Raw genomic sequence first — 23,233 nt, 5'->3', positions numbered from 1 at the left:
ACGCACCGCACAGCCCTTATCGTTACGGCGCCGGCCCGTCGCGTCTCTCAGCCGGCCCGTCGCGTCCCTCAGGAGGTGTCGGGCGCGCGGAGCGCGCGCACGGCGGAGACGACGGTCAGCACCGACGCGACGAGCAGCGTCGTCGACGACGCGAGCACGAACGCGAGCAGCAGGAAGTAGCCGTCCGGACCCAACACGGGATACTCGCGGGTGCCGCCGACCGGGCCGAGCAGTTCGAGCGCACGCACCGCGTACACGGCGACCGCGAGCGCGACGCCGACGGCCGCCCCGACGGCCACGTTTCGCTTCACCGACAGCGTCTCCACCAGCCCGGTGATCGGGGGACGATCCGGGCGCGACTCGGCGGGGGCGGACTCGTCGCCGGTATCACGTGACTGCTCGCTCACGACCCGCGTTGGGGCCCCCGCCTCAAATCCCCATCGCCCCACGGCACGGACACCGATGGTCGCCGCGCCAGTTCCCGCAGCGGTTGACGGTGCCGATCATGTTAAGTAGTGCCATGGCATTGGGGAGCGTCCCAAGGATGTCGACGGACGACTCGACCCGAACGGGGACGGCGGACCGGGGCGCCGAGAGCCGGGGCGACGATGGGACGGCGAGGTCGCTCCGGGTCGTGCACGTCGAATCCGACGAGGAGTTCGCGACGTTGACGGACGCGTACTTCCGACGGTCGTACCCCGAGATCGAACTCGTACACGCGGACGGCGTCGCCGACGCGCTCACGGCCGCCCGGTCGGGCGTCGACTGCGTCGTCACCGACCATCGCCCGCCTCTGACCGACGCCGCCGAGGTGGCGACGGCGGTCGGCCGCGTCGACGACGGCGTTCCGGTCGTCGCGCTCTCGGGCGCCCTCGACGACCTCGACGACGTTGCCGGGGTCGACGGGACCATCTCGAAGCGTCACGGCCTCGACGCGCTGGATGCACTCGTCCGGACCGTGTCGCGGGCGACGGCGACCGACGGGACCGAACCGAGCGGATCGTCGTAAGCCGTCGGAGCCGGCTCAGGCGCTCGCGTACGCCTCGAACTCGCGTCCGCGCAGGAGGAAGTATCCGACGCCGACGAGGCCGACGACCGTCGCGAGGGCGAACGCGACCTCAGGCGAGCGGCCGTAGATCCAGCCGCCGACGAGGGCGCTCGGGACGGTGATCACGTTGCGGACGAGGTAGTACGTGCCCGTCACGCGCCCGCCGGCGTCGGCCTCGGCCGGCCCGACGATGAGCGCCTTGTGCGCGGGCAGGCCCGCGAACCGGAGCCCCGAGAACGCGAACAGCACCGCCAGCACCGTCGCGTCCGGCGGCGCGAAGATCAACATCGCGGGGAACACGGCGTAGACGGCGAACCCGAGCGCGACCACGGGCTTGAGGCCGACCGACCGCGCGAGGCGTGCGACCGGCACCATCGTGAGCAGGGCGACCGCCATCTCGATCCCCAGCAGGACGCCGAAGTACGCCTCCGGGGAGAGCTCGCCCACGACCGGGAGCGTCGCGCCCACGGCGAGCACGTCGACGACGACGCGCACGAAGAACACGTACACCATCCCGTTGGCGAACCGCACCAGCGTGTCGCCGACGAGCAGCGGGCCGAGCGTCTCCGGCAGCGACCGAAGGTCTTCGAGTACCATGCCGACGCCCTGGAACGACTTGCCGATCGAGTCGTTCGAGGCGTCGTAGAGGACGAACTGCGCGACGGTCGCGATCGCCCCGACGACGGCCGCGCCCAGCAGGACGAGGCGGAACCCCTCGGTGAACGCGTACACTGAGAGCACGCCGGCGACGAGCAGCGGCCCCAGCAGGAACGCCGTCCGCCGGAACGTCTCCGTGGCGGCGAACCCGGAGGCGAGCCGGTCGGTCGGCACCGACTGTTTCACCACCGCGAACGTCGCGCCCAGCCCGAACGACTTCCACGCCTGCGAGAGGAACAGCCCGAGGAAGATCATGACGACCGCGAGGTTCGTCGGGCCGACGGGCACCGTCCGGAACGGGTCGGCCGCCCACCACACGAGGAACCCGAGCGTCGACGCGAGGCCGAACAGCGTCAGCGACGTGCGCGAGCCGAGGCGGTCCGACAGCGCGCCCCCCGGGTACGGGAACACCGCGGAGATGAGGTTGCCGACCGAGCCGTAGGCGCCGAGCGCGAGGCTGGAGGCGCCGAGCACCGCGAGATACTGCGGCAGGTACCGTCCGGTCGCCTGAAAGCCGAGGCTGAACGCGAACATCGCAAGCGAGAGCACGAACACGTCGCCCGGGAGGGCGGCGAACTGCCGGAAGGAGTCGAAGGGGTCCGGTTCGGGGTCCGTGTCGGTCGGCGCGTCGACGCCCGCCCCGGAATCGTCCGGCATCACCGACGACTGCGGGTGGCGGGTGCAAAACCGTACCGGGTGCGGTCGGCTGTGATCGCCCGCGGTCGCCCGCGGTCGCGACGGCCGACCGCGTGCGGCGATCGGTGCGACACCGCCGCGCCCCCACCGGCGAGAATCGCCGGCGTCGGCGAGCGTCGGCACCGACCGACAGAACCTGAATTACTTTACGCGCCCCCGCAGATGAGCCCCCTATGGGACTATTCGACCGGCTCCGCGGGGACGACGATCCCCGAGTCGCGTTCATCGGTATCGACGGGGTGCCCAACTCGCTGCTGGCGGAACACCCCGACCGGTTCCCGAACTTCGCCGCGCTCGCCGACGAGGGCTCGTCCGCCGCCATCGACTCCATCGTTCCGCCGGAGTCGTCGGCGTGCTGGCCGGCGCTCACGACCGGCGTCAACCCCGGCGAGACGGGCGTGTACGGCTTCCAGGACCGGGAGGTCGGGAGCTACGACACGTACGTCCCGATGGGTCGGGACGTGCAGGCGACGCGCATCTGGGACCGGGTCGCCGAGGACGGCCGCGACGCGAGCGTGCTGAACGTCCCGGTGACGTTCCCGCCCCAGCGCAACGTCCAGCGGATGGTCTCGGGGTTCCTCTCGCCGGGCGTCGACAAGGCGGCCTACCCCGACGACCTCCGGGAGTACCTCGAGTCGATCGACTACCGGATCGACACGAACGCGAAGCTCGGGCACAACGACGACAAGAGCGAGTTCCTCGAGGTCTCGCATGAGACCCTCGACAAGCGCTTCGAGGCGTTCACCCACTACATCGAGCAGGACGACTGGGACCTGTTCTTCGGCGTGTTCATGACGACCGACCGGGTGAACCACTTCCTGTTCGAGGACTACGCCCGCGACGGCGAGTACTACGAGGAGTTCATGGAGTTCTACGAGAAGGTCGACGACTACGTCGGGCAGATCCGCGAGCTGCTCCCGGAGGACGTGACGCTCGTCGTCGCCTCCGACCACGGCTTCACCGTGCAGGACTACGAGGTCGAGATCAACCGGTGGCTCCAGAACGAGGGGTGGCTCGAGTTCGAGGACGACGACCACGAGGAACTGGGCGACATCGCCGACAGCGCGCGCGCGTACTCGCTCATTCCCGGCCGCCTGTACCTCAACCTGGAGGGCCGCGAGCCCCGCGGGTCGGTGCCCCAGGAGGACTACGAGGCGGTCCGCGACGAACTGAAGGCCGACATCGAGGCGCTCGAGGGCCCCGACGGCACGCCCGTCGCCAAGCGCGTCGTCGAGAAGGAGGAGGCGTTCCGCGGCGACCACGACGACATCGCGCCGGACCTGACGATCATTCCGAACCACGGCTTCGACCTGAAGGCGAAGTTCAAGCCCCACGACGACGGCGTGTTCTCGACGGGGCCGCGAAACGGGATGCACAGCTTCGAGAACGCGACCCTGTTCGTCGACGACCCCGACGCGACGATCGCCGACGCCGACCTGCTCGACATCGCGCCGACTATCCTCGACCTGATGGACGTGGACTACGCCCGCGCGGACTTCGACGGCGCCAGCCTCGTCTGAGTCGGTCGGCCGTCGACCGACGGGGTATCCGACGTTTTCGATTACCCGAAGTTCTCGACTTTCGCGTCGCCCGCGTACCCCGCCGCCGAGAGCGCCGCGGTCGCCGTGTCGACGAAGTCGGCGAAGCCGTAGACGAACGCCTGCTCGCCGTCGGCGCCCGTGATCGCCTCGGCGACCGCGTCGGCGATGTCGCCGTCGGTGACCACGACGCTCGCGCCGCGCTCGCGCAGGGCGTCGAGGCGCTCGGTGTGTGCCGGCGCGTCGTCCCGGTAGACGACGGCGGCCTCGTTGCCAGCCTCCAGCGCCGCCTCCCCGATGGCGACCGCGGGGCCGACGCCCGGGCCGCCCGCGAGCACGACCGCGCGCGCCTCGCCCCGGTAGTAGTCGTCGCCGAAGGGACCGGCCATCTCGATCTCGTCGCCGGCCTCCAGGGCCGCGAGGTACGCCGAGAAGTCGCCGCCGTCGAGGCCGACGGTCGTCTCGAACTCGCCGTCGGTGTCGGGCGAGGAGATCGTGTAGAAGCGCGACACCTCCTCGTCGTCGACGACGGCGGTGAGCTTCACGAACTGCCCCGGTCTCCCGTCGAACTCCGCGGGCGAATCGAGCGTCACCGCGACCGTATCGGGACCGACTTCCGCGACCGACCGCACCGCGACTGTGGCGTCCATGCGCGTCGGTTGCGCGCGGGGGTACCCGAAGGTGTCGCTTCCGGAGCCCCGACGCCACGTGGCGGGAGTCCCGATCCCCGATCCCGGATCCCCGGTCCGGGTATCCCGTGCACCGTCGCCGGATCGTCGTCACCCGTCGAACCCCGCTAATACGCCTGTCGTACCGGGAATCGGGGGCGTTCGCCCGAGGGCACGACCCGTGCCGCGAGACAACGAAAACCGATCGTTCGTCCGTCGAATCGCCGCTATCAGCCGAGAAGAACTTACATTCGTCGTTTGAAGCGGTGAACTATCCGACGATCCACAAGTGTCCCGTCCTCCCCCCATTCAGAAGGCTTTTCCACCGACCGTGGGAAGGTGTGACCAGTATGCCAGCGGACTTCAACTGGGCCATCGGCGGGGAGGCCGGCGATGGCATCGACTCCACCGGGAAGATCTTCGCGCAGGCGCTCTCCCGGGCGGGTCGACACGTCTTCACGTCGAAGGACTTCGCCTCCCGGATCCGGGGCGGCTACACCGCGTACAAGGTGCGCACGTCCACGGAGAAGGTCCGGTCGGTCGTCGACCGGCTGGACGTCCTCGTCGCGCTCACGCCCCGAACGATCGAGGAGAACCTCGACGAGCTCCACGAGGGCTCGGTCATCATCTACGACGGCGAGCGGACGACGATGGCCGACGTCGAGATCCCGGACGGGATGATCGGGCTCGACGTGCCGCTCAAGAGCCTCGCGGAGGACGCCGGCGGCGCCATCATGCGCAACGTCGTCGCGCTGGGCGCCGCCTGCGAGGCGACGAACTTCGACATCGAGCACCTCGACTCCTCGCTGAAGAAGCGCTTCGGCGACAAGGGACAGGCGCTCGTCGACAACAACAAGCAGGCGGCCCGCCTCGGCCAGGAGTACGTTCAGGAGGAGTACTCCGACATCGAGTTCGACTACGACCTGGAGACCACCGACAACGACTACGTCCTGCTCAACGGCGACGAGGCGATCGGCATGGGCGCCATCGCGGCCGGCTGCAAGTACTACGCCGGCTACCCGATCACGCCCGCGACGGACGTGATGACGTACCTGAAGGGCCGCATCGAGAACTTCGGCGGCCACGTCGTCCAGGCGGAGGACGAGCTCGCTGCGATCAACCTGGCGCTCGGCGCCGCGCGCGCCGGCGCGCGCTCGATGACGGCGACCTCCGGGCCCGGCATCGACCTGATGACCGAAACGTTCGGCCTGGTCGCGACCTCCGAGACGCCGCTGGTCATCGTCGACGTAATGCGCTCGGGTCCCTCGACGGGGATGCCGACCAAGCAGGAGCAGGGCGACCTCAACATGATGCTGTACGGCGGGCACGGCGAGATCCCGCGGTTCGTCGTCGCGCCCACGACCGTCGACGAGTGCTTCTGGAAGACCGTCGAGGCGTTCAACCTCGCCGAGAAGTACCAGACGCCCGTCTACCTCGCGGCCGACCTCGCGATGGCGGTCACCGAGCAGACGTTCGAGCCCGACGCCTTCGACATGGACGCCGTCGAGATCGACCGCGGCAAGGTCGTCGACGAGGACACGATCGAGGACCACCAGACCGAGTCTGGCGGCTTCAAGCCGCACGAGCTCACCGAGGACGGCGTCTCCCCGCGCGCGTTCCCCGGCACGGAGGGCGGCGCGCACATGTCCACCGGCCTGGAGCACGACGAGCAGGGCCGCCGGACCGAGGACACGGAGATGCGCGTCAAGCAGGTCGACAAGCGCAACCGCAAGGTCGAGACCGCCCGCGAGCGCGAGGACTTCTCGCCGCGGGAGTTCGGCAACCCCGAGTCGGACAACCTCGTCGTCACGTGGGGGTCCAACGAGGGGACCCTCGTCGAGGCGCTGGAGTTCCTCGAGGAGGAGGACATCGACGTGCGGATCCTCTCGGTGCCGTACCTGTTCCCGCGTCCGGATCTCACCGAGGAGTTCGAGGCGGCCGACGAGGTCGTCGTCGTCGAGTGTAACGCGACGGGACAGTTCGCCGACGTGGTCGAGCACGACACGCTCCAGCGCGTGAAACGGGTTAACAAGTACAACGGCGTGCAGTTCAAGGCGGACGAGCTCGCCGACGACATCAAGGAGACCCTGGCCCCCGACGAGGGCCAGGAGGTGGAAGCATGAGTTCCCAGGTCAGGTTCACCGACTTCAAATCCGACAAGCAGCCCACGTGGTGTCCCGGATGCGGCGACTTCGGGACGATGAACGGCATGATGAAGGCGCTCGCGGAGACGGGCAACGACCCCGACAACACCTTCGTGGTCGCCGGCATCGGCTGTTCGGGCAAGATCGGCACGTACATGCACAGCTACGCGATCCACGGCGTCCACGGCCGTGCGCTCCCGGTCGGCGCGGGCGTGAAGATGGCCAACCCCGACCTCGAAGTGATGGTCGCGGGCGGCGACGGCGACGGCTACTCCATCGGCGCGGGGCACTTCGTCCACGCCGTCCGCCGGAACGTCGACATGAGCTACGTCGTGATGGACAACCGCATCTACGGGCTGACGAAGGGGCAGGCCTCGCCGACCTCGCGCGAGGACTTCGAGACCTCGACGACGCCGGAGGGGCCCCAGCAGCCCCCCGTCAACCCGCTCGCGCTCGCGCTCGCCTCGGGCGCGACGTTCATCGCCCAGTCGTTCTCCAGCGACGCCCTGCGTCACCAGGAGATCGTCCGGCAGGCGATCGAGCACGACGGCTTCGGCTTCGTCAACGTGTTCTCGCCGTGTGTCACGTTCAACGACGTGGACACCTACGACTACTTCCGCGACTCGCTGGTCGACCTCGGGGAGGAGGACTACGACCCGACCGACCGCGAGGCGGCCAAGGAGAAGGTTCTCGACGCCGACAAGGAGTACATGGGCGTGCTCTATCAGGACGAGGAGAGCCAGTCGTACGAGCAGACCCACGGCCTCGACTCGAACATGAGCGACATCGACCACGAGGGCGCCCCCGAGGGCGCGATGGACCTCGTGAGAGAGTTCTACTAACCGACCACTTTTCACGGGGGCCTCGCGCCTTCGGCGCTCGACCCCCGCCAAAACCCGTCGATGCGGTCGGATTCTTCGAATCCGACTGCTAATCAGAATCGCGAAGCGATTCTGATGATGATCAAAAGGCCGCTCGCTCGCCAGCTGTCGGCTGGCTCGCTCGCGGTACGGTACGTAGGGGCTCCGCTGAATTCCGAGAGTACTGGTCGATAGATCGCCCGATCTCGTGGTTCACAGTACCTTCTGCCGGCGATTCCCTCGACCGCGTCACTGCTTTCGTTTGTTACATAACCGACACCGGACCGGAGAAGGACACTCGTCGCCGTCGGCGTCGTCCGGCCAGTCGTGGCCACGAACCCAACAGAGTGCCGAGACGAGGCCGGAGTTCAACTTCGGACTCGGCGCCGACGGACCCATACAGGACACTGGAACGGTCTATGCTTAAACGACGGTGCATGGGCTACCCGTTCCTACCCGGGGAGATCCCTCGCACCGTCGATCCGCGGTGTCTTCTCCCCGGTACGACGGGAGTTCGGCCGTCGCGATTCCGGCCCGGGGCCTACCGCTCCCGAACCACGACGAACTCCGCCAGATCCCGCAGGTACCCGCGAGCGTCCGACTCGCCGATCCCCGCGGTCTCCAGCGCCTCCAGCGCCGCATCGGCCTGGTCGCGGGCGCGCTGGTCGGCCTCCTCCGGGGTGAGGTCCGTCACCTGTAGCAGCGACGGGCGGTCGACGGCCTCGTCGACGCCGGTGGGCTTGCCCAACTCGTCGGCGTCGGCGGTCGCGTCGAGCACGTCGTCGCGGATCTGGAAGGCGACGCCGACGCGCTCGGCGTACTCGCCGAACGCCTCGATCGTGAAGCCGTCGGCGCCGGCGGCGACGGCGCCGAGTTCGGCGGCCGCGCGGAACAGCGCGCCCGTCTTGCGGCGCGCGAGCGTCATGTACTCCTCCTCGTTCGTGGGCTTCGCGACCAGCTCCGTCGCCTCGCCCTCGCCGAGCTCGACCATCGCCTCGGCGACGACCTGCATCGCCTGCTCGTTGGCGGAGAAGAGGTGAAACGCCTCCCCCAGCATGCCGTCGGAGGCGACGATCGCGGGACCGTAGCCGAACGCCGCCCACGCGGAGGGGGTGCCGCGGCGCACGTCCGAGCGGTCGATGATGTCGTCGATGACCAGCGAGGCGTTGTGAACGAGCTCGACCCCGACCGCGAAGTCGACGGCGTCCTCGGGGTCGCCGCCGGCGGCCTCACACGCCAGGAGCGTCACGGTCGGGCGGACGCGCTTGCCGCCCGCGAGCGCGACGTGCTCGATCTCCTCGCCGAGTTCCGACGGCTCGATCGCCCCGGTCACCTCCGCGAGGCGCTCGTCGGCCATCGCGACCCGACGCTCCAGATACTCCATTGACGCGTGTTCGGGTCCGGTCGGAAAAGAGGGTACCGGATGCGGGAGCGGGGGTCGCCGGCGGTCGCGGTCGGCGGTGACACTACGCGCTGCACCGCGAGCGAGCCAGCCGCCAGGCTGGCGAGCGAGCGGTAGTTTTGGCATTACGGGAAATCGAAGATTTCCCGTCAGCAGTCGGATTCCTGCGGAATCCGACGACATGAACGGGTTTTCAACGGGGGTTCCCGCAGCGAGCGTCAGCGAGCGAGGAAACCCCCGTCAGAAAAGAGGTTCAATTGAACTCCTCGATCAGCGCCGGCACCACGTCGAACAGGTCGCCGACGATCCCGTAGTCGGCGATGTCGAAGATCGGCGCGTTCGGGTCGGTGTTGATCGCGATGATCGTCTCGGCACCCTTCATCCCGGCGACGTGCTGGACGGCCCCGGAGATGCCGATCGCGAGGTACACGTCCGGCGTCACCTGCTTGCCGGACTGGCCGACCTGCCGGTTCTTCGGGAGCCAGCCGTTGTCCACGATCGGCCGCGAGGACGACAGCGTCGCGCCGGTGACCTCGGCGAGCTCCTCGATGAGTTCGAGGTTCTCCTCCTCCTCGATGCCGCGACCGATCGAGACGAGGAACTCCGCGTCGGCGATGTCCACGTCGCCGGCACCGACCTCCTCGAAGCCCTGCACGCGGGCGCCGGAGGCCGACTCGTCGAACTCGTAGTCGAACGTCTCGACGGGCACGTCGGCCGTCTCCTCGACGGCGGCCCACTCGCCCCCGCGGACGGTGACGGCGAACGGCTCCTCGCTCACCTCGACGGCCGTCTCCACCTTCGAGCCGTACATCTCGCGGGTCGCCTCCAACCCCCCGTCGTACGCGAGGCCGACCGCGTCGGCGACCAGCGGCACGTCGAGCCGGTTGGCGACCGCGGGCGCGTAGTCGAGGCCGTTGACGGAGTTGGGCATCAGGACCGCCGTCGGCGACAGCTCCTCGAACAGCGCGGCCGTCGCGCCGGCGTACAGGTCGTGGTTGAACTCGGCGCCCGCGTCGACGGTGTGGATCGCGTCGACGCCCGCAAGCGAGAGCCGGTCGGCGAACGCCTCGGTGTCGCCGGCGATCACCGCGAGGTGGAGGTCGCCGCCGAGGTCGGCCGCCAGCTCGCGTCCGGCGCGGACGATCTCGAAGCTCACGTCCCGAAGCTCGCCGCGTCGGTGGTCGGCGACCGCGAGCACGTCGCTCATTCCGACACCACCCCCTTGTCGCGGAGCACGTCAGCCAACTGCGCCGCCTGTTCGTCGGCCGAGCCGTCGAAGTACGTCGCGTCCGACTCCGTCTCGGGCTCGTACATCGCGGTGCGCTCGATTGGCGAGGCGACCGCGTCGGCGTCGAGGCCGAGGTCGGCGAGGCCGAACTCGGAGATCTCCTTGCCCTGGGCCTGGCGAATGCCGCGCAGGCTGGCGTATCGCGGCTCGTTCAGCCCCGTCTGGATCGTGAGCACCGCGGGGAGGTCAACGTCGGTCAGCTCCTCGATCCCGCCCTCGAGCTCGCGGTGGACGTGCGCCGTCGACAGGTCGTCGTCGGTGTCGAGGCGGTTGACGACGGCCGCCCAGTCGAAGCCGATCTCGTCGGCCAGCGAGACGCCGGTGGCGCCGAAGCCGTCGTCGGCCGCCTGCACGCCCGAGAGCACGAGGTCGGGCTCCTCCTCCTCGACGACGGACGCGAACAGCCGCGTCTTCGCGGCCACGTCCAGATCGGCGGCGGCGACGTCGTCGTCCCACACGCGGATCGCGCGGTCGACGCCCTTCGCGAGCGCCATCCGGATCGTCTCCTCGGAGCGCTCCGGGCCGATGGTGGCCGAGACGACCTCCACGTCGTCGTACTCCTCCGAGAGCTGGACGGCCGCCTCGACGGCGTAGTCGTCCCACTCGTTGAGGTCGTACTCGAGGAACTGCTCCCCGATGTCTGTCCCCTCGATCTCGAAGTCGTCGGCCGCCTCCGCGACCTCCTTGACCGTGACGAGGATCTTCATCGCGCAAACGTTGCCATGGTCGGGGGTAAACAGTTTCGGAACCGCCGGCAACGGGCGAGGCGTCGGTCGAGGTCGACGGTCCCGTTATCTCGCCGTTCCGTTCCCGTCAGGTCCGTCACCGTCCGATCCGTCCCCGCCCGACCCGTCATCGCCGTTCCCGTTCTCCCCGTCGTCGTCGCCACCGTCGTCGTCGACCAGCGAGATGAGGTTCTCCCGGCCGAGCCGCAGTTTCTCGACGCGGCCGTTGTCGGCCATCGCCGACAGCAGCTGCGACACCTTCGCGTCGGACCACCCCGTCTCGTCGACGATGGTCCCCTGGCGCATCCGACCGCCGTGAGCGTCGAGGAGCCGTTCGACGCGTTCCTCGTCCGAGAGGAGTTCCAGATCCTCCTCGGGTTCCGCGGCGCCGTCGGTCCCGTCCGCGCCGGCGGCGGCAGTACCGTCGCGGTCCGTCCCGTCGCTCGCGGCGGTCGCGCCGCCGGTACCGGCGCTGCGCGGCGATCCCTCGCCGCCCTCCGCTCGATCGGGCGGGGCGCCCGCGGATCCACCATCGCGCCCGTCCGTGGCGGCGCCCTCGGTCGGGCGACGGGCGCCTTCGGGCGTCGATCCCGTCCCGGTGTCGGCGTTGGCGTCCGTGCTCCCGCCGGCGACGCCGCCGCGGCGGTACGCCAACACCGCGACGGCGAACAGCAGCACGACGCCGGCCCCGGCGAGCAGTTCGAGCAGGAACGACGACTCCGGCTCGGGATCGCCGGGCTCGTACCGGACCGAGATGTCGTCGGCCTCGAACTGCTGGGGACCCTCGGCGACGATCCGGCGGTCGCTGATCGAGTAGCTGAATCCCTGCGATACGTCGCTGACCTCGTAGTCCGCGGGCGGCTCGATGACGAGCCGCTGGGAGGCCGACAGCGAGCCGAACCACGTGCCGTTGCTCGGTGTCCGGAACGCGTCCCCGAGCGCGAGGACGCCGTCGTCGCCCGTTTCGAGGAAGTTCGTCCAGGTGAACCGCAGCCTGAGGACGCCGGATCGGTTCGCCAGCGTCGCCGTCCGGTTCACCCGCTCGATCGACATCTCGCGGCCGGTGGCCTCCGCGGCTGCGGCCGCGGCGTTCTCGAACGGCTCGACCGTCGGTCCACCCGCCGCCTCGCCCGCCTCGTACGCGCGGGCGTACTCACGGAAGGCGTCGCGGGCGTGCTCGTCGTCGAGCCGGACCCGCGTTTCGACGGTCCACCGGGCCGAGCCGTCCTCCCGGAGGGAGACGGTGAAGTTCGTTCGCGGCGCGCCGACGGTCGAGGCGAGCTGGGAGGGCGTGCCGTCCGCCGGCGGCGCGATCGCGTGGCCGGCATCGGCCCCGCCGGCGTGGAGGTCCGCGGGAGGCGGCGAATTCGCCGGCTGGACGGCTGCCGCGGTCGTCGCGCCCGCGACAAGCGAGACGAGAAGGGCGAGCGCGGCGAGGAGGGCGACGTACCGCATGCTGTGTATGCGACTCTTGGCGTTTTGGCAAAACCCTTTCCATCGGGGGTCGCGATCGCGGCGCCACCACCGACTTCCGGGCTGTCGGCCGAAGGGTGACGACGGACGTCGATCCCGGGCGGCCGTCGGTCTTGGCCCCATCCCCGTTCGTGTGGACCGGTTTTTTATCGGATGACTCGGTACTCACCACCGATGCGAGTCATCCCCGTCCTCGTTGCGGTCCTCCTGGTGTCCGTCGCCGTCGGCGGCGCGCTCGCGGTCCCCGACCGGGGCGGAACGACATCCGCCGTCCCCGACAGCCCGACCACGACAACGGCGACCGAGACGCCCGACGCGGCCGAATCGGCGTCCACGGCCACCGTGGCCGCGATCAACGGGACGGCGCCGATCCGCGTCCTCTCGCTGGAGGGCAACGGCAGCGTCGCCTCCGACATCGACGTGGTGACCGTCGACGCGGGAACCGCGACCACCTTCGGCGCGAACGCCTCGGCCGAACGCATCGAGACGATCGCGTTGCGCGAGCGGATCGCGAGCGCGAACACCAGCGACGAGCGCCAGATACGGATCCTCGACGGGCTGAACGAGGTCGACAAGGACCTCATCACCCTCCACAGCCGTCACCGCGAGGCGGTCGCCGCCTACCACGCGGGCGAGATCTCCGCGCGGGAGTTCCTCATCGAGCTGGCGCGTGTCCGCGCCGAGGCGGCGGTCCTCGAGGATCGGGTGCGTATGCTCGACCGGCTCGCCGAGGAGACGGACGACTTCGCCCTGGACGACAGCCGCGTGTTCCCCGTGGTGTACGACCTCCGCACGTTCGACGGGCCCGTACGCTCGCGCACCACCGCGGCGCTCGAGGGCGAGCCCGGGGCGTCGACGCGGGTGTACGTCGAGGCGACCGAGTCGGGGATCGTCCTCTCGACGGTCGCGGACGGCCGGTACGTTCGCGAGGCGTTCCGCGGCGACCTCCGCGAACGCGACGACACGAGCATCGACGAGGAGACCGCCCAGAACGTCACCGCGCGGAGCTACCCGGAGGTGTGGGCCGCCACCGGCGGCTCGGTCGCCGGGCAGGGGTCCGGCGGGACGTTCCTGTTCGATCTCTCGTACCCGAACGGAACGTTGACCGCGTTCGTCGGCGGCGGGACCGAGCGGGTGTTCATGGAACACCAGCGCGTCGACCTCGCGGCGGTCTCCGGCGGCGAGGCCGTCACGAGAACGCTCGATCTCGCGCTGACCGTGAATCGGACGTTCCCCGGCGGCCCGCTTCGCGTCGCCGTCACCGACCCGCAGACCGGCGAGCCCGTCGACGCGGTCGTGAAGATCGGTCGCGAGGGCGGCGAGAGCACCGACGTCGGGACGACGGGCACGGACGGAGTCCTCTGGACGGTCTCTCCCCGTGGAGAGTTCGTCGTCACCGTCGTCGAGGTCGGCTCGACCGAGGTGTCGACGATCAACGTCGCCCCGACCGACGCCGTCACCGTCGACGAGGCGTTCACCTCCGCCGACGATTCCGGATCGTCGAACGCCACCGGGTGACAACCGACGCCCGGGTGTTCGTCGTCCGCGGCGATCGTTTATCACCGATACCGGCACCACCTTCGGCCGTCGATGGATCGAGACGCCACGGCGGGTTCGACAGCACGCGGTTCCGCGGGCGACCGTGACCGGCGAGCCGCCGCCTCCTCGGTCGGCGTCGTCCTGTTAGTACTCGCCGCGGTCGCGCTCTCGGCGACGGTCGGGGCGGCGACGCTGTCGACCGCCGGGGTCGGCGAAGCGACCACGGGGGACGGATCGGGGGATCCGGCCGCGTCGGAACCGCGGTCGGCCCCGGTCGCCGCCGTCATCGGAGTCACGGTCGCGGACGGAACGATCACGCTCACGCACCGCGGCGGCGACACTCTCGACGTGCGCCGACTCCGCGTCGTGATCCGTGTCGACGGAACGCGCCTCCGTCACCAGCCGCCGGTGCCGTTCTTCGCGGCGCGGGGGTTCGTGAGCGGGCCGACGGGGCCGTTCAACCTCGCCAGCGACCACGCGTGGTCAGCCGGGGAGTCCACGACGGTGACGCCAGCCGGGACGAACCGCCCGCGGATCCGGCCGGGAACGACCGTCGAGGTGACGTTGTTCGTCGGGTCCCACCGGTTGGCCGCGCCGACCGCGGCGGCGACGTGAGCGAACGCGCGACGGGTAGTTCAGCCGTCGTTCGGCTCGTCAGACTCCGGCACCGTCGCGACGGACGTGATCGCCCGCGGGGCGCCGCGGTGTCGCTGCTGGATGAAGTGGCGGGTCCCCTCGAAGCCGGCCTCGCTGAACATCTCCTCGGCCTCCTCGGCGTCGTAAAACAGCATGATCGCGTCGGCGAGCTTCTGGAAGACGCGCAGCTTCGGGTAGTCGGGGCCGACGACGAGTACTGTCCCGCCGGGCTTGACGACGCGGCGGAACTCCCGCAGCGCGGCGACGGGGTCGGGCCAGTACTCGATGGAGCCCGACGACCAGAGCTTGTCGAAGCTGTCGTCCGTGAACGGGAGGCGCTCGGCGTCGCCCATGTGGAAGTGGACCTTCCCGTGCTTGCCGAACTTCCGGAACGCCTGCTCGAACTGGCCGCGCGACTGGTCGAGGGCGTACACCTCGTCCACGTGGTTGAGCAGCCCCTCGGTGGCGAATCCGGTGCCCGCGCCCACGTCGAGCACGCGGTCGTCGCGGTCGGCGTCGAACCACTCTAGCGCCTGGTTTCGCATCCGGTCGTCCCAGATGTACGGGTTGATCGTGTCGTAGACGCGCGAGAAGTACCGGTAGAACAGCCGCGCGTTGTCCTTGTCCTCGAGGATACCCATTGCGCTCGCGTTGGGACGGGCCGGTCATAACCCCCACGGAACCCCGTCCGGGCGAGGGAACGTGAGATCCGGGCGACGCGCGCGTCGGCATCGCTCGGCATAGCCGCCTACAAGTCGGACCGGGACGGAGGGACGGACATGAAGCTCTCGGAGGCGACGTGGACGGCGGTCCGCGACGCCGACCTCGCCGCCGCGCTGCTCCCCGTCGGGAGCACCGAACAGCACGGCCCGCACGCGCCGCTGGGAACCGACGCACTGACCGCCGAGGTCGTCGCCGACGCGGCCGCCGTGCAGTGGGCGGACGACCGCGCGAGCGACACGGACAGCTACCCGAGCGACGCGGACGACTCCGTCGCCGGCGGCGACCTGCTCGTCGCGCCGCCGGTCCACGTCGGCGTCGCCGAGGAGCACCGCGCGTTCGACGGCACGCTGTGGGTGTCGCCCGACACGTTCCGCGCGTACGTCCGCGAGACCGTGGAGAGCCTCGCGAGTCACGGGATCGACCGGGTCGTCCTCGTCAACGGCCACGGCGGCAACGTCGAGGCGCTCGCGGAGGTCGCCCGCCGCGTCTCGCGCGACGACGCGACCGACGCCTACGCGGTCTCGTTCACGTGGTTCGAGGCCGTCGGCGAGCACGCGAGCAGGATGGGCCACGGCGGGCCGTTGGAGACGGCAATGGTGCGCCACGTCGCCCCCGATCTCGTCCGCGAGGACCGGGTCGAGGAGGCGCGCGACGGGGGAAGCGACCGCTGGGGGGAGTGGGTTCGCGGGGTGAACCTTGCGCACGACAGCGACGAGTTCACCGGGAACGGCGTCGTCGGCGACCCGACGGAGGGGACGGCCGAGCTCGGAGCGGAACTGCTGGAGCGTGCGAGCGACGCGCTGTGTGATGTCGCCCGTGCGGTCGTCGACCGGGAGCGCTGAGAACGGCGGGGACCGCCGGCCGAGGGTCGACGGTTACGCCTCCGCCTCCTCCACGTCGTCGGCGTCCGCGTCCGGGTCGACGCCCTCGGCGTGGGCGTCCTCCAGGTCGCCTTTGATCTGCGGGACGACGCTCGTCAGCTCGCCGACCTGCTCGTGTGCCTCCTCCAGCGTCTCGACCAGCTCCTGCAGCTCGTCGATCTCCGCGGCCAGTTCCTCGTCGTCCTCGAAGGCGCCGGCGCGCTCGCCCAGCACGTACTGCTTTTTCGCCTGTCGGAGCTCCTCGACGGCGTCGCCGGTGTCCAGCGCCGACCGGAGCCCGTTGAGGGCGCCGAGCACGTTGTCGGCGTCCGTCTCCCAGACGGCGTCGGCGTCCGGCAGCGTCGCCTTCGCGGCCCGGAGGTGCGTCTCCACGTCCTCGCGCATCTCGTCGGCCGCCTCCCCGAACAGGTCGTCGTCGTCGAAGGTAGACTGCGGCATACCTCCGGGTTCGCCGGGGACCTTCTTAAGCGGTCGCCCGAAAGTGAAAGTGAAATCGGCGGCGGCGCGGACCGAGCCGGTCGAATCCGCGGGTCAGTCGTCCGGTTCGACGACCTCGACGAGTTTCATCAGCGGGTAGCCGTCCTCCATCTCCATGCGCGTGCGGACGGTGACCCCCTCGTACGCGACGCGCATCTCGACCTCCATCAGGTGGCCGGACAGCTCGGTGTAGCCGTTCTCGTGGTCGATGTCCGCCGCGACGGCGTCGTCGTCGATGGCGACGGTCACCGACTCGCAGTACGGTTGGTTCTCGATCGACTCGGCGATCGCCGTCTCCAGCGAGCGCGTGCTTCGGGGGGAGACGGGTGTTCCCGCGAACTGATGGTACAGCGAGCCGAACTTAATGCCGGCCTCGAAACACGCCTGCTGGGCGTCGGTAGCCATGGCCGACGGTGGACGGGGCTCGGGCAAAGGCGTACCGAGTGACTGCGTCCGAACCCGCGGGTCGTCCGTCCGAGCGACGTGTCAGCCGGGATGAGAACGCCGGTCGAACCGCACCTTACTTACCCGCGCTCGTCGGATATCTCACCGAATGGACGAACCGGTACTGCTCACCGGGGCGGGCGGCCGCGTCGGCCGCGCCATCCTCGCCGGCATCGGGGAGGCGTACGACTGGCGACTCCTCGACCGCGAGCCCGTCGCCGCCGACGCGCTGCCCGACGGCGTCACGGACGACGACGTGTTCGTCGCGGACGTGACCGACGACGCCGGCGTCCGCGAGGCCGTCGAGGGCGTCGGCGCGGTCGTCCACCTCGCGGGCGACCCGCGGCCGAACGCGCCGTGGGACTCCGTCCTCGCAAACAACATCGACGGCACGCAGACGATGTTCGAGGCCGCCGTCGACGCCGGCGTCGACCGGTTCGTCTTCGCCTCCTCGAACCACGCCGTCGGCGCCTACGAGACCGACGACCGGACCCCCCACATGTACCGCAAGGACGACGAGTTCCGCCTGGACGGCTCGGAGCTTCCCCGACCGTCGAACCTCTACGGCGTCTCGAAGGCCGCCGGCGAGACGCTCGGACGCTACTACCACGACACGCACGACCTGACGGTCGCGTGCGTCCGCATCGGCAACCTCACGAAGGGTCACCCGCCGAAGGAGTACGAGCGCGGACAGGCGATGTGGCTCTCCCACCGTGACTGCGCGCACCTGTTCGACCGCTGTCTCGCGGCCGACTACGGCTACGAGATCGTCTACGGCATCTCCGACAACGACCGCAAGTACTACTCCATCGAGCGCGCCCGCGAGGTGCTCGGCTACGATCCGCAGGACAACTCCGCGGAGTACACCTTCGGCGGGGAGCCGCGGGAGGAAGTCGAGCCGGACTCGGCGTAGTCGCCCTCGATCCGCGCCGCCATCCCCGACGCGACGACGCTCAGAACAGTCCCTCCACGTCCTCCTCCTTGCGCCGCTCCTGTTCGACCAGCCCCGTGAGCCGGTCGTACACGATCCCCCGCGATCCCGCGTCGCCGGCGCGGACGAAGTCGAAGAGCAGCGCCGCGAACCGCGAGCGGCCGGCCGCCTCCTCCACGCGGGCGAACCGCGCCGCGTCCGCGACCGCGTCGGCGTCGAGTCCGTGCTCCTCGGCGAGCGCCTCCGCCGCGAGTCCCACGGCCGTCAGTGACAGCGACTCGGCGGCGACGCGCTCGCCCTCGTGGGGTAGATGGGGCGCGGTCTCGCGTTCGACGCGTTCCGGGTCGGCCCGCAGTCGGGCGAGCGCGTCGCGCGCGGCCGCCACGTCGACGCCGCGGTAGTCGTCCGGCACGTCGGCGAGGTACCCGCGGGCGCTCTCGGCGAGGCCGACCGCCCCCGACCAGTTGCGCTCGCGGGCGTGGTACTGGGCTGCAGTGAACTGGATCAGCCCGTGGAACAGCGCCTCGTCGCTGGCGAGTGTGTCGGTCGCCGCGTCATCGGCGGTGTTAGTGGACGCGTCCGGGTCGCCGGCGTCGTCTCCAGCCCCGGCGACGGCGCTCCTGATGTCGAGCCACACCGCCTCCCACGGGTCGTGGGCGGCGTGGTACTCGCCGGCCGCGTACAGCGCGAGGCCGGCACGCAGCGCCGCGACGCGAGCGGAGTCGTCCGGAGCCGGGGCGTCGCTGGTGGTCACAGCGGAACTCGGACGGGCGCGCGTTTCAGTCTGTCCGTGGCGGTCGCTCGTTCGGTGCGCAACTCGTGTATAGACTCCAATGGCGACACGGCTCCTCGCTCCGCTCGTCGCGTTGTCTCGCCGAAAACGTCCGGACGGAGTTCACGCGAGCGGTGCGCGGTCGAACGCAGTGAGACCGCGACTGTGAACGGGGAGCGAAGCGACCCGTGAACGAGCGAGTGTGAACACGGCCGGACGTGACTGAACGAACGAAGTGAGTGAAGGAACGTCCGGACGGAGATTTGAACTCTGAACAGACGGTCCCGCTCGCCTCGCTCGCGGGCTGCGACTGTTCGATTCAAATCTCCGTGTATAGACTAAAATTCGGCGCGGACGACTCGCTTCGCTCGTCGTCGTTGCGCCTCGAAAACGTCCGGACGGAGATTTGAACTCCGGTCCCTGGCTCCGCAAGCCAAGAGGATAGTCCACTACCCTACCCGGACTCAACTCAACCGACGCCGGGGCCACGTAAAGGGATTCCGATCCGACCGACCCGTGCGACCGACCGCCGTGGCACAAAGGCCCGCTTGTGCCTACGTCGGACTTTTGCGTTCAGCCGATGACCGGTGAAACATGGACAGACGCACCGTCCTCGGGCTCGTGGCCGGTGCCGGGTCGACCGCGCTGGCGGGCTGCACCGGCGGCGGTGGATCGGGCGGCGGCGAGGAGCCGACGAACGAACCGTCGGAGTCGCCCACGGAGACGCCGATCGGGACGGGGACGCCGACCGGCACGGAGACTGGATCGCCGTCGGTCGTCGACCGGTCGTTCGCCCGCACCGGCGACGTTAGCGAGCCCGGCGAGTCCGCCAGCGTCGCGTTCGGCGACGACGCGGTGACGGTGTCGGGCGTCATCTCGGGCAAGAACGGCTGCATGCAGGCGTCGCTGAAGGCGGCCGAGTACGATGCCGACGCCGACGAACTCCGCGTCCGCGTGGAAACGGTCCGGGAGGGCGGGGACGTCTGCACCCAGCAGATCGTCTACCGCGGCTACGAGGCGACGGTCGCCTTCGAGGGCGGCCTCCCGGCGAGCGTCGTCGTCGAACACGAGTCGATGGACGAGGTCCGAACCGTGACCGACGTGACGCGGTGAGCGCGTAGCCTCAAATACGATCCCGACACAGCCCGCGTATGACCGACGAGTCGCCGATCGCGGGTGCCGCCGACGACGCCGGGGCCGACAGCGCGAGCGAGGGATCCGGACGAACGAGAACCCTTATGCGCGGGAGTTGCCTGGGTCCCGGTACGACTATGGGCGCTATCGAGGACGTCTACGACGACCTGGACGCCGACGTCCCCTTCGAGGAGTTCGAGGCCGCCGTCGAGCAGAAGGTCGAGGACATGGGCGGGCTGGCCGACGAGGAGACCGCGGCGATGCTCATCGCCCACGAGCTGCGCGACGAGGAGGTCAACAGCGTCGCCGACATCGAGCCGGGGATGGACGACGTGAAGTTCCTCGCGAAGGTGATGACCGTCGGCGAGGTGCGCACCTTCGAGCGCGACGGCGAGGACGAGGACGGCCACGTCCTCAACGTCGAGGTCGCCGACGAGTCCGGCCGGATCACCATCTCGCTGTGGGACCAGGTCGCCGTCGACGCGAAGGAGAACCTCCAGGCGGGCGACGTGCTCCGGATCATGGGTCGCCCGAAGGAGGGGTACAGCGGGCTGGAGGTCGCCGTCGACAAGGTCGAACCCGACCCGGACGCCGAGGTCGACGTGGAGGCGGTCGAACAGTACCGCGTCGAGGACCTCACGATGGGCGCCTCCGACGTGGACCTGCTGGGCGTGATCCTCGACACCGACACCGTCCGGACGTTCGACCGCGACGACGGCACCGAGGGGAAGGTGTCGAACATGACCGTCGGCGACGAGACCGGCCGCGTGCGCGTCACCATGTGGGACGAGATGGCCGACCGCGTCGAGGAACTGGCGGCCGGCACGACGGTCGAGGTCGTCGACGGCTACGTCCGCGAGCGCGACGGCGACCTCGAGCTCCACGTCGGCTCCCGGGGCGCCATCGAGGAGGTCGACGAGGACGTGGAGTACGTCCCCGAGACGACCGACATCGACGACCTGGAGCTGGAGGACGTGGTCGACATCGCCGGCGGCGTCATCGAGACGAGCGAGAAGCGTACGTTCGACCGCGACGACGGCTCGCAGGGACAGGTCAGGAACGTCCGAATCAAGGACGACACCGGCGAGATCCGGGTGGCCCTGTGGGGCGACAAGGCCGACCGCGACATCGACCTCGCGGACCGCGTCGTCTTCACCGACGTGGAGGTCCAGGACGGCTGGCAGGACGACCTCGAAGCCTCCGCCGGCTGGCGCTCCTCGGTGACCGTGCTGGAGGACGCCGCCGGCGGAACCGCCGACGACGCGGCTGGGGCGAGCGGCCGCGACGCGGGTCAGGGCGGCCTCGATTCCTTCGAGTCGACCGGTTCGTCCGCCGACAGTTCGTCCGAGTCGACCGCCGCGGCGACGGCCGAGGCCGACGGCGACGAGGCGACGGGCGCGGACGCGAGCGACGACGGCGGCGTCGTGGAGTTCACCGGGACGGTCGTGCAGGCGGGCGACCCGATCGTCCTCGACGACGGGACGCAGACGCGGTCGGTCGAGACCTCGGCGAACCTCCGTCTCGGCGAGGAGGTCACCGTCCGCGGCGTCGAGCGCGACGGGACCATCGACGCCGACGACGTGTTCTGAGTTGGGTCTGCGACTCGCCGCGTCGGATCCGCCGGCCGCGTGGGGGCGGTAACCACGCCAACGGAAAGCGTTATACACGCCACACACCGGCGTATGTGTATGACTGTCGAGTTGCCGTTCGCGCCCGTCGACGACGTCATCCGACGGAACGCGGGTGACCTCCGGGTCAGCGCCGGCGCGGCCGAGGAGTTGGCCGGACGCGTGCAACGGCACGGGGCGTCGCTGGCGGCCGACGCTGCCGAGCGGGCGGCCGCGGACGGACGAAAGACGCTGATGCCGGCCGACTTCGGCGTCGAGCAGGTGGTCGAGCGTTCGACGCTGACGCTGCCCATCGCGCCCGTCGACCGGATCGCGCGCCTCGACATCGACGACTCCTACCGCGTCTCGATGGACGCCCGCATCGCGCTCGCGGACATCCTCGAGGACTACGCCGACAACGTCGCCCGCGCGGCCGCCCTCCTCGCGCGCCACGCCGACCGCAGAACCGTCCAGGCCGACGACATCGAGACGTACTTCGCGCTGTTCGAGGGGTAGCGATGCGGTTCGGCTACAGCGAGGCGTGTCTCGACCACGACACCGGGGATCGCCACCCCGAAAATCCGGACCGCCTCCGCGCGATCAGGGAGGGGCTCAAGCGCAAACACGGCGTCGAGTACGTCGAGGCCGACCCCGCCTCGCGGGCCGCCATCGACGCGGTTCACGAGTCCGACTACGTCGACGAAGTCGTCGACTTCTGCGAATCGGGAGGCGGCAACTGGGACCCCGACACCGTCGCCTCCGGCGGCACCTGGGACGCCGCCCGCGCGGCAGCCGGCCAGGCGCAGTGGGCCGCCGAGGAGGCGCTCGCGGACGCCGGCGCCCCCGGCCGCGACACCCCGTTCGCGCTCGGCCGGCCGCCGGGCCATCACGCAGTCTACGACGACGCCATGGGCTTTTGTTTCGTCAACAACGCCGCCGTCGCCGCCCAGTCCGCGCTCGACGACGCCGGCGCCGACCGCGTCGCGATCTTCGACTGGGACGTGCACCACGGCAACGGGACGCAGGACATCTTCTACGACCGCGGCGACGTGCTGTACGCGTCGATCCACGAGGACGGCCTCTACCCCGGCACCGGCGACGAAACCGAGGTCGGTGAGGGCGACGGCGAGGGGACGACCCTGAACGTCCCGCTGCCCGCCGGCGCCGGCGACGCGGACTTCCTGCTCGCGATCGACGACCTGCTCGACCCCGTGCTCGACCGCTTCGATCCCGACCTCCTGCTCGTCTCCGCCGGCTTCGACGCCCACCGCCACGACCCGATCTCGCGGATGCGCGTCTCCTCGGAGGGGTACGCGCTGATGACCGATCGCGTGCGTACCATCGCCGAGGAGGTCGACGCCGGCCTCGGGTTCGTGCTGGAGGGCGGCTACGGGCTCGACACGCTGTCGGAAGGCGTCGCGATGGTCCACGAGACGTTCGACGGTCGGCCGCCGATCGAGCCGGACAAAGAGCCGGAGTCGAGCAGCGCACCGTTGGTCGAGGACCTGCGCGAGCGGTTCGATCTGGACTGATCCGTCGATCCCGCCGGGTCGACCCATGCGGCCGCTGTAGCGACAGCAGCCGTAGCCG

23 protein-coding genes and 1 tRNA gene are annotated in these 23,233 nt (G+C 70.1%); 12 read left to right on the top strand and 12 right to left on the bottom strand.

Annotated elements, in window-relative coordinates; all coding sequences use genetic code 11:
* Window positions 1-68: 68 nt before the first annotated feature.
* Window positions 69-407 carry a DUF7536 family protein gene (locus K6T50_RS13205; protein ID WP_222607038.1) on the bottom strand — a complete coding sequence of 113 codons (339 nt, stop codon included), beginning with the start codon at window positions 405-407 and terminating at the stop codon, window positions 69-71.
* A gap of 137 nt (window positions 408-544) precedes the next feature.
* Here K6T50_RS13205 and K6T50_RS13200 point away from each other — a divergent pair, with 137 nt between their 5' ends.
* Window positions 545-1,009, top strand: coding sequence for a DNA-binding transcriptional response regulator (locus K6T50_RS13200; RefSeq protein ID WP_222607037.1), 465 nt, complete (start codon window positions 545-547; stop codon window positions 1,007-1,009).
* A 15-nt stretch (window positions 1,010-1,024) separates the two neighbouring features.
* On the opposite strand, the gene K6T50_RS13195 is transcribed toward K6T50_RS13200, so the two are convergent.
* Window positions 1,025-2,362 carry an MFS transporter gene (locus tag K6T50_RS13195; protein WP_222607036.1) on the bottom strand — a complete coding sequence of 446 codons (1,338 nt, stop codon included), beginning with the start codon at window positions 2,360-2,362 and terminating at the stop codon, window positions 1,025-1,027.
* Between the two features lie 212 nt (window positions 2,363-2,574).
* Between K6T50_RS13195 and K6T50_RS13190 the strand changes: the two genes are divergently transcribed.
* The gene (locus K6T50_RS13190) at window positions 2,575-3,921 is read left to right on the top strand and encodes an alkaline phosphatase family protein (RefSeq protein WP_222607035.1); all 1,347 of its coding nucleotides are present in this window, start codon (window positions 2,575-2,577) and stop codon (window positions 3,919-3,921) included.
* A gap of 41 nt (window positions 3,922-3,962) precedes the next feature.
* Here the strand turns inward: K6T50_RS13190 and K6T50_RS13185 are convergent, their stop codons facing one another.
* A complete protein-coding gene (locus K6T50_RS13185) occupies window positions 3,963-4,589 on the bottom strand; it encodes an FAD-dependent oxidoreductase (RefSeq protein ID WP_222607034.1) in 627 nt (208 codons plus the stop codon).
* 368 nt (window positions 4,590-4,957) lie between these two features.
* On the opposite strand from K6T50_RS13185, the gene K6T50_RS13180 reads away from it, so the two are divergent.
* A complete protein-coding gene (locus tag K6T50_RS13180; RefSeq protein WP_222607033.1) occupies window positions 4,958-6,730 on the top strand; it encodes a 2-oxoacid:acceptor oxidoreductase subunit alpha in 1,773 nt (590 codons plus the stop codon).
* Complete coding sequence (locus K6T50_RS13175) at window positions 6,727-7,593, top strand: 2-oxoacid:ferredoxin oxidoreductase subunit beta (RefSeq protein ID WP_222607032.1); 867 nt, start codon at window positions 6,727-6,729, stop codon at window positions 7,591-7,593. The genes K6T50_RS13180 and K6T50_RS13175 overlap by 4 nt, the downstream gene beginning before the upstream one ends.
* 559 nt (window positions 7,594-8,152) lie before the next feature.
* On the opposite strand, the gene K6T50_RS13170 is transcribed toward K6T50_RS13175, so the two are convergent.
* The 4 genes from K6T50_RS13170 to K6T50_RS18945 form a co-directional block, all read right to left on the bottom strand.
* A complete protein-coding gene (locus K6T50_RS13170) occupies window positions 8,153-8,995 on the bottom strand; it encodes a polyprenyl synthetase family protein (protein WP_222607031.1) in 843 nt (280 codons plus the stop codon).
* A 271-nt stretch (window positions 8,996-9,266) separates the two neighbouring features.
* Window positions 9,267-10,220 carry an electron transfer flavoprotein subunit alpha/FixB family protein gene (locus K6T50_RS13165; RefSeq protein ID WP_222607030.1) on the bottom strand — a complete coding sequence of 318 codons (954 nt, stop codon included), beginning with the start codon at window positions 10,218-10,220 and terminating at the stop codon, window positions 9,267-9,269.
* Complete coding sequence (locus K6T50_RS13160; RefSeq protein ID WP_222607029.1) at window positions 10,217-11,008, bottom strand: electron transfer flavoprotein subunit beta/FixA family protein; 792 nt, start codon at window positions 11,006-11,008, stop codon at window positions 10,217-10,219. The genes K6T50_RS13165 and K6T50_RS13160 overlap by 4 nt, the downstream gene beginning before the upstream one ends.
* Window positions 11,009-11,092: 84 nt before the next feature.
* Complete coding sequence (locus K6T50_RS18945; protein WP_225935325.1) at window positions 11,093-12,481, bottom strand: DUF7345 domain-containing protein; 1,389 nt, start codon at window positions 12,479-12,481, stop codon at window positions 11,093-11,095.
* Between the two features lie 192 nt (window positions 12,482-12,673).
* Here K6T50_RS18945 and K6T50_RS13150 point away from each other — a divergent pair, with 192 nt between their 5' ends.
* The gene (locus tag K6T50_RS13150; protein WP_222607028.1) at window positions 12,674-14,017 is read left to right on the top strand and encodes a DUF7094 domain-containing protein; all 1,344 of its coding nucleotides are present in this window, start codon (window positions 12,674-12,676) and stop codon (window positions 14,015-14,017) included.
* Between the two features lie 72 nt (window positions 14,018-14,089).
* On the top strand, window positions 14,090-14,653 hold the full coding sequence (locus K6T50_RS13145) for a type IV pilin (RefSeq protein ID WP_225935324.1): 564 nt from the start codon (window positions 14,090-14,092) through the stop codon (window positions 14,651-14,653).
* Between the two features lie 20 nt (window positions 14,654-14,673).
* Here K6T50_RS13145 and K6T50_RS13140 read toward each other — a convergent pair whose 3' ends face one another.
* On the bottom strand, window positions 14,674-15,315 hold the full coding sequence (locus tag K6T50_RS13140) for a methyltransferase domain-containing protein (RefSeq protein WP_222607027.1): 642 nt from the start codon (window positions 15,313-15,315) through the stop codon (window positions 14,674-14,676).
* A gap of 138 nt (window positions 15,316-15,453) precedes the next feature.
* Here K6T50_RS13140 and K6T50_RS13135 point away from each other — a divergent pair, with 138 nt between their 5' ends.
* A complete protein-coding gene (locus tag K6T50_RS13135) occupies window positions 15,454-16,239 on the top strand; it encodes a creatininase family protein (protein ID WP_222607026.1) in 786 nt (261 codons plus the stop codon).
* A 33-nt stretch (window positions 16,240-16,272) separates the two neighbouring features.
* Here K6T50_RS13135 and K6T50_RS13130 read toward each other — a convergent pair whose 3' ends face one another.
* Both K6T50_RS13130 and K6T50_RS13125 read right to left on the bottom strand, forming a co-directional pair.
* Window positions 16,273-16,716, bottom strand: coding sequence for a DUF5790 family protein (locus K6T50_RS13130; RefSeq protein WP_222607025.1), 444 nt, complete (start codon window positions 16,714-16,716; stop codon window positions 16,273-16,275).
* A gap of 93 nt (window positions 16,717-16,809) precedes the next feature.
* Complete coding sequence (locus K6T50_RS13125; RefSeq protein ID WP_222607024.1) at window positions 16,810-17,160, bottom strand: dihydroneopterin aldolase family protein; 351 nt, start codon at window positions 17,158-17,160, stop codon at window positions 16,810-16,812.
* Between the two features lie 148 nt (window positions 17,161-17,308).
* On the opposite strand from K6T50_RS13125, the gene azf reads away from it, so the two are divergent.
* Window positions 17,309-18,112 carry an NAD-dependent glucose-6-phosphate dehydrogenase Azf gene (gene azf, locus K6T50_RS13120; RefSeq protein ID WP_222607023.1) on the top strand — a complete coding sequence of 268 codons (804 nt, stop codon included), beginning with the start codon at window positions 17,309-17,311 and terminating at the stop codon, window positions 18,110-18,112.
* A gap of 40 nt (window positions 18,113-18,152) precedes the next feature.
* On the opposite strand, the gene K6T50_RS13115 is transcribed toward azf, so the two are convergent.
* Window positions 18,153-18,884: a DUF309 domain-containing protein gene (locus tag K6T50_RS13115; RefSeq protein ID WP_225935323.1), complete on the bottom strand. Its 732-nt coding sequence runs from the start codon at window positions 18,882-18,884 to the stop codon at window positions 18,153-18,155.
* A 409-nt stretch (window positions 18,885-19,293) separates the two neighbouring features.
* Window positions 19,294-19,366, bottom strand: a tRNA-Arg gene (locus tag K6T50_RS13110).
* 130 nt (window positions 19,367-19,496) lie between these two features.
* On the opposite strand from K6T50_RS13110, the gene K6T50_RS13105 reads away from it, so the two are divergent.
* From K6T50_RS13105 to K6T50_RS13090, 4 genes are all read left to right on the top strand, one after another.
* On the top strand, window positions 19,497-20,015 hold the full coding sequence (locus K6T50_RS13105) for a hypothetical protein (RefSeq protein WP_222607022.1): 519 nt from the start codon (window positions 19,497-19,499) through the stop codon (window positions 20,013-20,015).
* 158 nt (window positions 20,016-20,173) lie between these two features.
* Entirely contained in the window at window positions 20,174-21,625 is a 1,452-nt protein-coding gene (locus tag K6T50_RS13100) for a single-stranded DNA binding protein (protein WP_222607021.1), read from the top strand.
* A gap of 99 nt (window positions 21,626-21,724) precedes the next feature.
* Window positions 21,725-22,159: a histone family protein gene (locus tag K6T50_RS13095; RefSeq protein ID WP_222607020.1), complete on the top strand. Its 435-nt coding sequence runs from the start codon at window positions 21,725-21,727 to the stop codon at window positions 22,157-22,159.
* Window positions 22,160-22,161: 2 nt separating this feature from the next.
* Complete coding sequence (locus tag K6T50_RS13090) at window positions 22,162-23,175, top strand: histone deacetylase family protein (RefSeq protein WP_222607019.1); 1,014 nt, start codon at window positions 22,162-22,164, stop codon at window positions 23,173-23,175.
* The last annotated feature ends 58 nt before the right edge of the window (window positions 23,176-23,233 follow it).

It is taken from the genome of Halobaculum magnesiiphilum (assembly GCF_019823105.1).
GTDB classification, from domain to species: domain Archaea; phylum Halobacteriota; class Halobacteria; order Halobacteriales; family Haloferacaceae; genus Halobaculum; species Halobaculum magnesiiphilum.
Note: the sequence above shows the minus strand (reverse complement) of the source record. Positions and strands in the feature narration are given on the sequence as shown.